The organism is Geodermatophilus sp. SYSU D00708 (assembly GCF_054050115.1).
In genome coordinates this window covers 155,105-168,353 of record NZ_JBJGYS010000005.1, presented here as the reverse complement: position 1 = coordinate 168,353, position 13,249 = coordinate 155,105, and the positions used below count along the sequence as shown (strand labels likewise).

The window sequence follows — 13,249 nt, the reverse complement described above, 5'->3', positions numbered from 1 at the left end:
CCGTCGAGAAGGAGTTCCCCCGTGGCCCTGACCGAGACCCCCGGCGCCCACCACCGCGAGACCACGCCCGAGGACATCCTCATCGAGTGGGACGTGCCCATCGAGATGGACGACGGCCTGCTGCTGCGCGCCGACGTCTACCGGCCCGCCCGGGAGGGCCGCTTCCCGGTGCTGATCACCTACGGCCCCTACGGGAAGGGGCTGCCGTTCCAGGAGGGCTACCGGACGTCCTGGGAGATCATGGCCAGGAACCACCCCGACGTCACGGCCGGCTCGACCAACCGCTTCCAGAACTGGGAGGTCGTCGACCCGGAGAAGTGGGTGCCCCGCGACTACGTCTGCATCCGGGTCGACTCCCGGGGCGCCGGCCGCTCGCCCGGCAAGATGGACCTCTGGTCGGCCCGCGAGACCCGCGACTTCTACGACTGCATCGAGTGGGCGGGCACCCTGCCGTACAGCAACGGCAAGGTCGGGCTCGACGGCATCTCCTACTACGCCATGAACCAGTGGCAGGTGGCCGCGCTTCAGCCCCCGCACCTGGCGGCGATCTGCGTGTGGGAGGGCGCGTCGGACTGGTACCGGGACATGAGCCACCACGGCGGGATCCTCTGCACCTTCGTGGCGAACTGGATCCCCATGCAGGTCACCACCGTGCAGTACGGCCGCGGCGAGGACGGCCCCCGTGACCCGAACTCCGGCCTGCTGGTCTGCGGCGACGAGAAGCTCAGCAAGGAGGAGCTCGCCGAGAACCTGACCGACCTCGACGAGCGGTACCGCAGCCACCCGCTCGACGACGAGGTCTACCGGGAGCGGACGCCGGACTTCTCGAAGATCACGGTGCCGCTGCTGTCCACCGGCAACTGGGGCGGACAGGGGCTGCACCTGCGCGGCAACGTCGAGGGCTACGGCCGGTCGGCGGCGTCGCAGAAGTGGCTGGAGATGCACGGCCTCGAGCACTGGAGCCACTTCTACACCGACTACGGGCGCGAGCTGCAGCTGCGCTTCTTCGACCACTTCCTCAAGGGCGAGGACAACGGCTGGACCGACCAGCCGCCGGTGCAGCTGAACATCCGGCACGTCGACAGCACCTTCGTGGTGCGCCACGAGCAGTCCTGGCCGCTGGAGCGGACCCGGTGGACGCGCCTGTACCTGGACGCCGACGCCGGGACCCTCAGCGAGGAGCAGCCGGCCGCCGCCGCCTCTGTCGCCTACGACACCACGGGCGACGGCGCGACGTTCTCCTTCGGCCCGTTCCCCGAGCAGACCGAGATCACCGGCCCGCTGGCCGCGAAGCTCTTCGTGGAGTCCAGCACCGCCGACGCCGACCTGTTCCTCGTCGTCCGCGTCTTCTCGCCGGAGGGGGAGGAGGTCGTGTTCCACGGGGCCCTCGACCCGCACACGCCGGTCGCCCAGGGCTGGCTGCGGGCCTCGCACCGCAAGCTCGACGAGGAGCTGTCGCTGCCCTACCGGCCGTACCACACCCACGACGAGATCCAGCTGCTCGAGCCGGGCACGGTGTACGAGCTCGACGTCGAGATCTGGCCGACCTGCCTGGTGATCCCGGCCGGCTACACCCTGCAGCTCGACGTCCGCGGCAAGGACTACGTCTACCCCGGCCCGGCCGAGCACCTGTCGAACATGAAGAACCCGATGACCGGGTGCGGCCCGTTCGTGCACGACGACCCCGTCGACCGGCCCGCCGAGCTGTTCGAGGGCACGGTCACCGTCCACACCGGCGGGGAGCGGCAGTCCTCTCTGCTGCTCCCGATCATCCCGGGCGCCTGAGGGACCCGAGGACGAGGAGCGCAGCGATGACCCGATCCACCACCGGCCCCGGCGCTGCCCCGGGCGGCGCCGCGACCGGGCCCGCGACCGCCCCCCGCGTCGTCGTCTCGGAGGCGGCGGTGCGCTACGGCGACCTGACCGTCTTCGACGGCATCGACCTGACCATCCAGGACCGCGAGATCGTCTCGATCGTGGGCCCGTCCGGCTGCGGCAAGACCACCCTGCTGCGCAGCGTCGACGGGCTGACCCGGCTCGACTCGGGCTCGGTGACCATCGACGGGAAGCCGGTCGACGGGCCGACGCCCGGGGTGAGCATGGTCTTCCAGCACTTCGGCCTGTTCCCGTGGAAGAACGTCTACAACAACGTCGCCTACGGGTTGAAGCTGGCGAAGGCGCCCAAGGAGCGCATCGCCGAGGTGGTCCCGGAGTACATCAAGATGGTCGGCCTCGCCGGCTTCGAGAAGGCCTTCCCGCACCAGCTCTCCGGCGGCATGCAGCAGCGCGCGGGCCTGGCCCGGGCGCTGGCCGTCGAACCCCGCGTCCTGCTCATGGACGAGCCCTTCAGCGCCATCGACGCCCAGACGCGCGAGATCCTGCAGTTCGAGATGCTGCGCATCTGGGAGACCCGCCCGATCGCGATGATGTTCGTGACCCACTCGATCGAGGAGGCGGTCCTCATGGGGGACCGCGTGGTGGTGCTCAAGGGCCGGCCCAGCCACATCCACGAGGTCATCGACGTGGGCATCCCGCACCCCCGCACCCGCGCGACGCTCAAGACCGCGCGGTTCCAGGAGGTCACCGCACACGTCTGGGACCTGCTCATGCAGGACGTGATCGCCGCCGAGCGCGAGGTCGGCTGAGCCCCACCACCTGGTCCGCCGCCCTGCGGCCCGCATCCGACGACGAGGGAGATCCATGCGCCACCGGGAGAAGACCGAACTGCGCGACGGCATGCTCATCGACTGGGACATGCCGATCGTGATGGACGACGGGGTCGTGCTGCGGTGCGACATCTACCGGCCGCCCGCCGAGGGCCGCTACCCCGTGATCATGACCCTCGGGCCCTACGGCAAGCAGCTGCACTTCGAGGACGGCTACGCCTTCCAGTGGCACCTGATGTGCGCCGAGCACCCCGACGTGCCGACGGGGTCGACGAACAAGTACCAGGTGTGGGAGGTCGTCGACCCGGAGAAGTGGGTGCCCGACGGCTACGTCGTCATCCGCGTGGACAGCCGGGGCGCGGGCACCTCCGAGGGCGTCATCGACATCTGGTCGCTGCGGGAGGCCCAGGACCTCGCGATCTGCGTCGACTGGGCCGGCGTGCAGCCGTGGTCCAACGGCAAGGTCGGGCTCAACGGCATCTCCTACTTCGCGGAGAACCAGTGGCAGACCGCGGCCCTGCAGCCGGAGCACCTGGCCGCCATCTGCACCTGGGAGGGCGCGGCCGACTTCTACCGGGACATGGCCCACCACGGCGGGATCTTCTGCAACGGGTTCACCAAGGCGTGGTCGGAGGCGCAGGTCTGGAGCGTCCAGAACGGCAAGGGCACCAACGGCTACCGCAGCCGGCTGACCGGTGACTGGGTCTCCGGACCGGAGACGCTGACCCCCGAGCAGCTCGGTGCCAACCGGCGGGACTTCTACGAGGACTGTCTGGCCAACAAGCTCGACACCGCCGAGTACTGGCAGTCGCGCATGCCCGACTGGAGCAAGGTGGAGACGCCGCTGCTCTCCTCGGCCAACTGGGGCGGCCAGGGCCTGCACCCGCGGGGCAACTTCGAGGGCTTCGTGCGCTCGGCCAGCTCGCAGAAGTGGCTGGAGGTGCACGGGCTGGAGCACTGGACGGAGTTCTACACCGACTACGGCGTCGCCCTGCAGAAGAAGTTCTTCGGCCACTTCCTCAAGGGCGAGGACACCGGCTGGGCCGACCAGCCGCCGGTGCTGCTGCAGGTGCGGCACCCGGGGGAGCGGTTCGTCGAGCGGCGGGAGCAGGAGTGGCCGCTGGCCCGGACGCAGTGGACCGAGTACCACCTCGACGCCCGGGACCTCACCCTCTCGACCGAGGTGCCGGAGGCGGCCGGCTCGGTCACCTACGCCGGGATGGGCGACGGCGTGACCTTCCTGCTGCCGCCGGTGCAGGACGAGACGGAGATCACCGGCCCGCTGGCGGCGAAGCTGTTCGTCTCGTCGGCGACGGAGGACGCCGACCTCTTCCTCGTCGTCCGGGTGTTCGGCCCGGACCTGAAGGAGGTCGTCTTCCACGGGGCGCTGGACCCGCACACCCCGGTCGCGCAGGGCTGGCTGCGGGCCTCCCACCGCAAGCTCGACAAGGAGCTGTCGCTGCCCTACCGGCCGTACCACACCCACGACGAGATCGAGCCGCTCGCGCCCGGCGAGGTGTACGAGCTCGACGTGGAGATCTGGCCGACGTGCATCGTCGTGCCGCCGGGCCACCGCATCGGACTGACCGTGCGCGGCAGGGACTACGTCTACCCCGGGGACGTCAGCGACGAGGGGGAGAAGCTCGCCGGCGTGTGGAACGGCGTGGGCCCGTTCAAGCACGACGACCCGCGTGACCGTCCGGCGGAGGTCTTCGGCGGCGACGTCACCGTGCACACCGGGCCGGACCGGCCCTCCCACCTGCTGCTGCCGGTGATCCCCCAGGCCTGACCGGGTGCCGCGGCGGCCGCTCCCGGGCGGCCGCCGCGGCCCGGCCCGGCCCGGCGGCCGCGCACCCCTACGACCGAGAGGCTCCCCATGACTGACGCAGACCGGATCGGCTGGGGCATCGTCGGCCTCGGCCGGATCGCCGACACCGAGATCGCCCCCGCCGTGGCCGCCGCGGACAACAGCACCCTGGCCGGGGTGGTCAGTCGCGACCTGGGCCGGGCCCGGGACTTCGCCGATCGGCACGGTGCCGCGTCCGCCTACGACGACTTCGGCGCGCTGCTGGCCGACCCCGCGGTCGACGCCGTCTACATCGCCACCCCCAACGCCCTGCACGCCGACCAGGTCGTCGCGGCCGCGGCCGCCGGCAAGCACGTGCTGTGCGACAAGCCCCTGGCGACGACGGTGGCCGACGCCGAGCGCGCCGTCACCGCCTGCCGGGAGGCCGGTGTCGGCCTCGGCATCACCTTCCAGACCCGGCAGCACGAGGGGATGGGCGACCTGCGGGAGCTGGTCGCCCGCGGGGAGATCGGGCCGGTGCGGCTGGTGCAGCTGCAGCTCGGGCCCGGGCGGATGCTGCCGAAGAGCTGGCGCACCGACCCCGCCCTCGCCGGCGCCGGGGTGATGAACAACTTCGGGGTGCACGCCTTCGACCTGCTGCGCTACCTGCTCGACGCCGAGGTGGTGGAGGCCACCGCCGTGGTCGACGTGGAGCCCGGCTACGACGTCGACACCCTCGCCCTCGCCGTGCTCCGCTTCGACAACGGCGCGCTGGCCTACGTCAACGCCAACCAGTCGCTGCCCAACCCCCAGCAGGACCTCTCCGTCCACGGCACCGAGGGCACGGTGCTCGGGCGCAACGTCACCCGGCCGAACCTGACCGGCACCTTCACCGTCATCGGCCCCGACGGCACCAGCGAGCGCACCGTCTCCACCGGCGGCGCCTTCCTCGCCACGGTCCAGGCGTTCGCCGACGCCGTCCTGCGCGGGGAGGACCCCAGCCCGTCCGGCGTGGACGGCCTGCGCAGCGTGGAGCTCATCGCCGCGCTGACCCGCTCCGCGCAGGAGCGGCGGACCGTCGCGCTGGGCCGGTGACGCCCGCCCGGCCGGGGGGAGCGCCGGTCCTCGCCGAGCTGGTGTCGATCCCGACCCCGGGGACGCCGCTGGACGGCCTGTTCTACGAGCCCGGCCGGCCGCCGCGGACGGCGGCGATGCTCATGCACGGCAACGGCATGAACTTCTACTACGGCGCCTCGGGGTTCCTCCCGCCGCACCTGACCGCCGCCGGGCTGGCGGTGCTCAGCTACAACCGGCACGGCCACGACACCGTCAGCGCCCGCACCCGCGTCGCGGAGGGCAACGCCTACCAGACGACGGCGCAGGCGATCGACGACAACGAGCGCGCCGCCGGGTGGCTGGCCGACCGCGGGTACCCGGCGCCGGTCGTGATCGGCCACAGCAACGGCGGGATGCTGGCCTCCGAGCACGTCGTGCGCCATCCCGAGACCCCCGCGCTGGTGCTGCTGTCGGCGCACCTCGGCGGCCGGGGGATGCTCCGCCGCGGGTCCGAGCTCGGGCTGCTGGCCGGCGACCGGCTCGCGGAGCTGACCCGGCAGGCGCACGAGCTGGTCGACGCGGGCCGGCCGGACGAGCTCCTGCTGCTGCCGGGCTGGTTCTACGTGATCACGGCGGGGTCCTTCGTGGACCTGGCCGAGAACCTGCCCGTCCTCCTGGACAACGCCGCCAAGATCACCTGCCCGGTCCTCTACGTCCGGGGCGACCGGGAGGACCCGGGGATGTACCCGGCCGAACGGTTCGCCGAGGTGGCGGCCGGACCCGTCGACGTACGCATCCTCGCCGACTGCGACCACTTCTACACCGGCCACGAGGCCGCGGTCGGGGAGCTGGTCGCCGGGTGGCTGGACTCGGTGCTGGGGTGACCGGTCGCGCGGGGACGGACAGCCCGACGACGCCCGCCGGAGCCGCTCGGTGAGCCGCCCCGCGTGGAGCACCGCCCGCCGGCTGCCCCCGGAGGCGACCTTCCACCTCCGCGTGAACGGCCGGGAGGAGGAGGTGACCTGCCGCGGGGACGCGCCGCTGCTCCACCTCCTCCGCAACGACCTCGGCCTGCGGGGCTCCCGGTTCGGCTGCGGGCTGGCCCAGTGCGGCGCCTGCATGGTGCTGCTGGACGGGCACCCGACGCCGTCCTGCGACGTCCCGGTGGAGGCCGCGGAGGGGCACGACGTCGTCACCGTCGAGGGGCTGGCCGGCGACCGCGTGATGGAGGCGCTGCGGCGGTCCTTCCTGGACCTGCAGGCGGCCCAGTGCGGGTACTGCAGCTCCGGCATCCTCGTCTCCGCGTGCGCCCTCCTCCGGGCGGAGGCGGCCCCGCCGCGGCCCGCGGTGGCGCAGGCGCTGGAGCGGAACCTGTGCCGGTGCGGCAGCCACGAGCGCGTCCTCCGGGCGGTGGCACAGGCAGCCGCCGCGCTCGCCGCCGACCGGCCCGCAGCCGGCCCCGGGTCCTCCACCACCGACGACGGACGGGGCGACCGATGACCGACGACCCGACTCCCGGCCGGCCCTTCCGGCTGGAGGAGGCGACCATCGAGGACCTCCACCGGGCCATCCGCGCCGGGGAGGTCACCTGCGTCGAGGTCGTGCAGCACTACATCGACCGGGCACGCGCCTACAACGGCGTGGCCAGCCGGCTCGTGACCGCGGACGGCGCTCCGGTGTCTCCCACGACCGGCACCGTCCGGGCCGGGGCTCCGCTGCGGTTCCCCACGGAGACCGTCGCGGCCGCCACGATCCTCCCGGACCTGGAGAAGTACGAGGGGCCGCCGCTGGAGTTCGGCCGGATGGAGGCCACCGCCTCCGACCCGGGGGTGCAGCAGCAGTTCGGGATGATCGCCGGGATCCCCGGAGGCGGTCAGCTCAACGCGCTGGCCACCCTGAACATCCGGGGCGAGCGTTCGGTCACCTGCCGGGGCGACTTCGACCGCCACCCCGACGACGGGCCGCTGCCCCCGGACGCGCCGGCGGTGTGCGAGCTGTTCCGCCGGCAGCCCGACGCGCTCGAGCAGGCCGCCGCGCTCGACGCCGCGTACGGCCGCGACCCCGACCTCGAGGCGATGCCGGTGTACGGGGTCGTCTTCTCCTTCAAGGACCCCTTCGACACCGCGGACATGCGCACCACGGGCGGCGCCGACGCCCGGTTCGACATCGACTTCCCGGCACGAGACCACGCGCTGGTCGCCCAGCTGCGCGCGAAGGGCGCGATCATCTACGCCAAGGCGGTCTGCACCGAGTACAACGGCCGGGTCGGCGACCCGGGCGGCCGCCACCGGCCCGACGCCGTCCTGCCCTCCACCCTCGGCTACCAGCGCAGCACCTGGGCCGGGAACCCGGCCAACCCCTACGACACCACCCGGTCGGCGTCCCTGGGCTCGAGCTCCGGGTCGGGCGTCTCGGTCAGCGCGAACCTCGTCATGTGCAGCCTGGGTGAGGAGACCCGGGCGTCGTGCCGGGGCCCGGCCAACCACAACGCCGTCGCGCTGGTCCTCCCGCACAAGGCGATGCTCGGCTTCGACGGCGGGGCCATCGGCGCGGACATCCACGTCGACCGGACCGGGGTCCTCGCACGCACGCTGCACGACGCGGCCCGGGTCCTCGACGCCCTCCGCGACCCCGTCGAGGGCTACTACGACCCCCGCGACCCGCACACCACCGTGCCGCGCTCGAGCGTGCTGCCCGCCTACGCCCCGCACGCCCGGCGCACCGGGGAGGCCGGCGCGCTGCGCGGCACGCGGATCGGCGTCGTCCGCGAGTCCATGCTCACCCGCCCCGACGCCCCCGCCTCCTCGGTCATCCCCCCGCGCGCGGCCGCGGAGATCACGGCGGTCCTCGGCCGGCACCTGGGCGCCACCCTCGTCGAGTCCGCCGACCCGCTCTGGTCGGCCGACCCCGACGCCGAGCCCATGGTCACCGACTTCCGGCGGGCGCTGGCCCGCCTGGTGCCGGTCTTCCTGCCGGACCTGCTGTTCCGCCTGCGGGCGGACGGGACGCCGCTGTTCCCGGACGTCGCGGCCGCTGTCGTCCCGACGGAGTTCATGCCCGGCCGGGTGTTCGGGACCGGCAGCATGCAGCCGGTCGACTACCTGGTCGAGCTGGCCGACGAGCGCATCCCCGCGCCGGCGAACCTGGACCTCGCCACGGTCCAGGACCAGGAGCTGGCGATGGCCTTCCGCTTCCACATCCCCCAGTACCTGACCCGCCGCGCGGCCGACTGGCGTGCGCGGGGCCACACCGAGACCCTCGTCGACTTCGCCACGCTCAACGCCCGCTCGAAGTTCTGGGGCGACGACCAGCGGGCCTGGTGGCGCAACTGGGCGGAGGTGACCGACGTGCGCAACCCGCTCGACCAGCGCCAGGGCATCCCCGAGCGGGTCATGCTCCGCGAGCTGCTGCGCCGGGTGGACATGATGGTCCTGCTCGAGAACCACCTCGACGTCCTCGTCCGGCTGCACACCCCGCTGCCCCCGGGGAAGATCGGCTCCGCCATCGAGCCGGGCACCCCGCAGAACCTCCGCCCGGAGTCCTTCTCCGGCCCCAACGCCGGGCTGACCGAGGTCCTGGTCCCGGCGGGCTACGTCCGGACCGTCCACGACCCGGTCCTCACGCTCAGCGCCGACCGCACCGAGTACGTGCCGACGGAGTCCGACCGGGCGACCACCCTGCCCGAGCCGGGGCTGCCGTTCTCGCTCGTCTTCCGGGCCGAGCCCGGCCGGGAGGACGTCGTCCTGCAGGTCGCCTCGGCCTACGAGGCCGCCTCCCGCCGCCGCATCCCGCCGCCGGCGTTCGGCCCTCTCCCGGGCCGGGCAGGCGTGCCGTGAGCGACCCCGGCAGGCGCACCCCGTCCCCGGTGACCGGGGTCCCCGCCCCGCCGGGGCCCAGCCTGCGCGCGAACCCTCTGCCGTCCTCGTGGCTGGGGTTCCGGGCCGACGGCGGGGTCCTGCTGCGGGTCGGCAAGGTGGAGCTGGGCCAGGGGGTCCTCACCGCGCTGAGGCAGATCGCCGCGGAGGAGCTCGACGTCGGCGTGGAGCGGATCACGCTGGTCCCGGCGGGCACCGACGGGAGCCCGGACGAGGGGCTGACCGCCGGGAGCCGGTCGGTGATGGACTCGGGGACCGCGGTCCGGACCGTCTGCGCCGAGGTCCGGGCCTGCGCGCTGGACGCGGCCTCCGCCCGCACCGGCGTCCCGGCCGAGCGGCTGACCGTCGTCGACGGGGAGGTGCGCGACGAGACGGGGCGCCCCTGCGGGACCTACGCCGACCTCGTGGACCGGGCCGCCCTCGACGTCCCGGTGTCCGGCACGGCGCCGCCCAAGGACCCCGCCCGGTACCGGGTGGTCGGCCGCAGCCTGCCGCGGGTCGACCTGCCCCCGAAGCTCACCGGCGCACCGGCGTTCGTCCACGACCTGGCCCTGCCCGGCCAGCTGTCCGGCCGGGTCGTGCGCCCGCCGGCACCCTCGGCGCGCCTCGTGTCCTGCGACGAGCGGCCGGCCCGCGAGCTGCCCGCGGTCGTCGCCGTCGTGCGGGAGGGCGACTTCCTCGGCGTCGTCGCGACCCGTGAGGAGGAGGCGGTGCGCGCTGCCGAGCGGCTCCGTGCCGCCGCCCGCTGGGAGGAACCGGACGGCCGGGTCGGGTGGCTGCCGGACGAGCTGGTGGGCCAGGAGGCCGAGTGCACCGAGGTGGCGCGGCGGCACGACCCCACGGCCGGCGACCGGGTCGTCGCGGCGTTGCGCGCCACCTACACCCGCCCCTACGTCGCGCACGCCTCGATCGGCCCCGGCTGCGCCGTCGCGCGCTGGGATGCCGACCGGCTCGAGGTCTGGTGCGCCAGCCAGGGCATCCACCCCCTGCGGCAGGCGCTCGCCGCCGCGCTCGGCCTCGACCCGGGCCGCGTCGTCGTCCGGCACGTCGAGGGCTCCGGCTGCTACGGGCACAACAGCGCCGACGACGTCGCCTGCGACGCGGCCCTGCTCGCCCGGGCCGTGCCGGGCCGGCCGGTCCAGGTCGTGTGGTCGCGCGAGGACGAGTTCGCGTGGGAGCCCTACGGGCCGGCGATGGCGGTGGTGGTCGAGGCCGGTGTGGACGAGGGCGGGGACCTGGTGACCTGGACCTCCGACGCCTGGGGCACCGGGCACCTCAGCCGGCCGGGCTTCGACGGCCGTCCGGGGCTGCTCGGCGCCCGCCACGCCGCCGGTGCGCCCGCCGACCCGGCCGCGGACCCGTCGCTGGCCACCGGCGGGGGCAACGCCCGCGACGCCGTCCCCGAGTACCGCGTCGCCGACCTCGCCGTCCGCGCGCACCGGGTGCTGGAGATGCCGCTGCGGACCTCGGCGCTGCGGGGGCTGGGCGCCACCGTGAACGTCTTCGCCATCGAGTCGGCGGTGGACGAGCTGGCGGTCCGGGCCGGGGTCGACCCCCTGGAGTACCGGGTGCGGCAGCTGGCCGACGACCGTGCCCGCGCCGTCCTCCGGGCGGTCGCCGAGCGGTCCGGGTGGGCCGGCCGGCAGCCGGCCGAGTCGGTCGGCTGGGGGGTGGGCTACTCCCGCTACAAGGGCGTCTGCGGCTACTGCGCGGTGGTCGCGCGGGTCGAGGCGGTCAGCGAGCTCCGGGTGACCGACCTGTGGGTCGCCGTGGACGCCGGGCAGGTGGTCAACCCCGACGGGCTGGTCAACCAGCTGGAGGGCGGCGCGATCCAGGCCACCAGCTGGGCGCTGCGCGAGCAGGTGTCCTTCGACGAGCGGACGGTCACCAGCCGGGACTGGGACGGCTACCCGGTCCTGCGCTTCCCGGACGTGCCCCGGGTGTCCGTGACGCTGCTGGACCGGCCGGGGGAACCGCCGCTCGGCGCCGGGGAGGTGACCGGGGGACCGGTGACCGCGGCCCTGGCCAACGCGCTCGCCGACGCCGTCGGCGTCCGCGTCCGGGGGCTGCCGCTGACCCCGGAGCGGATCACCGCCGCCATCCTGGCGAGCTGACCGCGACCGGCCGGGGCGCGGCGCCTCAGCCGGCGGCCAGCAGGACCACGCCGGCGGTCGCCGTCGCCAGGCCCGCCTGCTGGCCGGCGCCCAGCCGCTCCCGCAGCAGGACGACGGCCAGCGCCACGGTGACCAGCGGGGACAGCGTCGCCAGCACCGACACGACGCTCACCAGGCCCGCGGAGGTGGCCGCCGCGAACGCGGTGACCCCGCCCAGGATGAGCAGCCCGTTGAGGGTGACCAGCGGCAGCGCCGACGGCGCCAGCCGCAGCGGCGACCGGCGGGCCAGCGGCACCAGGACGACGGTGACCAGCAGCATCGCCCGGCTGGTGAGCACCGCCCACATCCCGCCGGCCAGGTCGGTGCCGCCGAGGGCCACCGCCTCGGCGAACAGGCTGAGGAACACGCCGTAGAGCAGCGCCCAGAGGGCGGCCAGCCCCAGCCCGAGCCGGCGCCGCCCACCGGGCGGGTCCTCCCCGGAGCCGCCGGCCTGCCCCGCCGCGACCAGCACCACGCCGAGCAGGGCGAGGGGGATGCCGGCCAGCTGCGCCAGTCCGGGGCGCTCGCCGAGGGCCAGCGCGACCACGACCGGGACCGCGCCGCCGGAGGCGCCGATCGGGGCCATCACCGACAGCCGCAGGTGCTGGGCGCACTCGAACATCGCCAGCAGCGCCAGCCCGTTGGCGACCCCGGCCAGCAGGCCGAACACCAGCGCGCCGGCGGGCGGCGCGGGCGCGCGCAGCAGGGCGACGACCAGGCCGGCGCCGGCCACGCCCGCGACCTGACCCGCGGCGAGCACCGCGCCCGGGTCGTGCCGCCGGCCGAGGACCGGCCCCAGGTAGGCCGCCGACCCGAACAGCAGGGCGGTGAGCAGGCCGAGCAGGACGGCGGTCAGGCCGGCCAGCCCAGCCAGCGCAGCACGCTGCCGCCCATGACGGCGTCGACGTCCGGGCCGGAGAGGAAGTCCAGGTCCTCGCGGAACAGCCGGACCAGGTCGGCGTAGGAGCCCCGCAGCCGGGAGAGGTCCGAGCCCCAGAACAGCCGGTCGGGGCCGTAGGCGTCGAACAGGCGACGCAGGTGCGGGTGCATCGCCGGCCAGGGGTGGTCCTCGGTGCTGTAGCAGGGGACGGCGGTCACCTTCACCGACACGTTCGGCAGCGCCGCCAGCCCGGCGAGCTCCTCGATCTCCGGTCCGGCGGCGGCGTCGGTGGCCTGCCCGGTCAACCCGAGGTGGTCCACGGCCAGCCGCAGCCCCGGCCGGCGCTTCGCCAGGTCCGCGAGCGCACCGAGCTGACCGGAGGCCAGGAGCGCCACCGGCACGTCCTCGGCCTCGGCGAACGCCCACAGCCACTCCGCGCCCGCGTCGTCCACCCGGCCGGCGTCGGCGGGCAGGAAGACCAGCCGGACGCCGGCCACGACCGGGTCGCGCAGCAGTTCCCGCACCGGGCCGGGATCGCCGGTGCGCAGGTCCACCCGGGCCATCACGCGGAAGGCGTCGGGCGCCTCGGTCGCGCAGGCCACCGCGTAGTCGTTGCGGTACCCCTCGAAGAACGGCGGCACGAGGACGGCGCGGTCGACGCCGGCCTCGCGCATCTCGCGCAGCAGCGTCGGGCCGCTGATCGGCTCGGCCCGGTGCATGGCCTGGGCTCGCTCCGCACCCCCGGGCGGCCACGGCCGGTCGGGCGCCTCGGGCAGCCACACGTGCACCTGCGCGTCGACCACCGGCGTCCCGCCGGCCACCTGCGGAGCCAC

At 74.6% G+C, this 13,249-nt stretch carries 10 protein-coding genes; 8 read left to right on the top strand and 2 right to left on the bottom strand.

All coding sequences use genetic code 11. From position 1 onward, the window contains the following. The first annotated feature begins 21 nt into the window (after window positions 1-21). The 8 genes from ACI79D_RS06860 to ACI79D_RS06825 all read left to right on the top strand — a co-directional run bounded on the left by ACI79D_RS06860 (window position 22) and on the right by ACI79D_RS06825 (window position 11,497). Entirely contained in the window at window positions 22-1,785 is a 1,764-nt protein-coding gene (locus ACI79D_RS06860) for a CocE/NonD family hydrolase (protein ID WP_456917580.1), read from the top strand. Between the two features lie 26 nt (window positions 1,786-1,811). Continuing rightward, window positions 1,812-2,645 carry an ABC transporter ATP-binding protein gene (locus ACI79D_RS06855; RefSeq protein WP_456917579.1) on the top strand — a complete coding sequence of 278 codons (834 nt, stop codon included), beginning with the start codon at window positions 1,812-1,814 and terminating at the stop codon, window positions 2,643-2,645. 55 nt (window positions 2,646-2,700) lie between these two features. After that, entirely contained in the window at window positions 2,701-4,455 is a 1,755-nt protein-coding gene (locus ACI79D_RS06850) for a CocE/NonD family hydrolase (RefSeq protein ID WP_456917578.1), read from the top strand. An 87-nt stretch (window positions 4,456-4,542) separates the two neighbouring features. Further along, window positions 4,543-5,547 carry a Gfo/Idh/MocA family protein gene (locus ACI79D_RS06845; protein ID WP_456917577.1) on the top strand — a complete coding sequence of 335 codons (1,005 nt, stop codon included), beginning with the start codon at window positions 4,543-4,545 and terminating at the stop codon, window positions 5,545-5,547. Next, window positions 5,544-6,392, top strand: a complete 849-nt coding sequence (locus tag ACI79D_RS06840; RefSeq protein WP_456917576.1) for an alpha/beta hydrolase — start codon at window positions 5,544-5,546, stop codon at window positions 6,390-6,392. The genes ACI79D_RS06845 and ACI79D_RS06840 overlap by 4 nt, the downstream gene beginning before the upstream one ends. 49 nt (window positions 6,393-6,441) lie before the next feature. Further along, complete coding sequence (locus ACI79D_RS06835; protein WP_456917575.1) at window positions 6,442-7,008, top strand: (2Fe-2S)-binding protein; 567 nt, start codon at window positions 6,442-6,444, stop codon at window positions 7,006-7,008. Further along, complete coding sequence (locus ACI79D_RS06830; RefSeq protein WP_456917574.1) at window positions 7,005-9,344, top strand: amidase family protein; 2,340 nt, start codon at window positions 7,005-7,007, stop codon at window positions 9,342-9,344. The genes ACI79D_RS06835 and ACI79D_RS06830 overlap by 4 nt, the downstream gene beginning before the upstream one ends. A 29-nt stretch (window positions 9,345-9,373) precedes the next feature. Continuing rightward, entirely contained in the window at window positions 9,374-11,497 is a 2,124-nt protein-coding gene (locus tag ACI79D_RS06825) for a molybdopterin cofactor-binding domain-containing protein (RefSeq protein ID WP_456917573.1), read from the top strand. 25 nt (window positions 11,498-11,522) lie between these two features. Here the strand turns inward: ACI79D_RS06825 and ACI79D_RS06820 are convergent, their stop codons facing one another. Together ACI79D_RS06820 and ACI79D_RS06815 are read right to left on the bottom strand one after the other, a co-directional pair. Further along, window positions 11,523-12,296 (bottom strand): hypothetical protein, encoded by a 774-nt coding sequence (locus ACI79D_RS06820; RefSeq protein WP_456917572.1) that lies wholly within the window; start codon window positions 12,294-12,296, stop codon window positions 11,523-11,525. A gap of 92 nt (window positions 12,297-12,388) precedes the next feature. Then, window positions 12,389-13,249 (bottom strand): amidohydrolase family protein, encoded by an 861-nt coding sequence (locus ACI79D_RS06815; protein ID WP_456917571.1) that lies wholly within the window; start codon window positions 13,247-13,249, stop codon window positions 12,389-12,391.

Excerpts from the sequence above, each read along its gene's own strand:
- ACI79D_RS06855 (WP_456917579.1), top strand. The coding sequence starts at position 1,812 with ATGACCCGATCCACCACCGGCCCCGGCGCTGCCCCGGGCGGCGCCGCG.
- ACI79D_RS06850 (WP_456917578.1), top strand. The coding sequence starts at position 2,701 with ATGCGCCACCGGGAGAAGACCGAACTGCGCGACGGCATGCTCATCGAC.
- ACI79D_RS06845 (WP_456917577.1), top strand. The coding sequence starts at position 4,543 with ATGACTGACGCAGACCGGATCGGCTGGGGCATCGTCGGCCTCGGCCGG.
- ACI79D_RS06830 (WP_456917574.1), top strand. The coding sequence starts at position 7,005 with ATGACCGACGACCCGACTCCCGGCCGGCCCTTCCGGCTGGAGGAGGCG.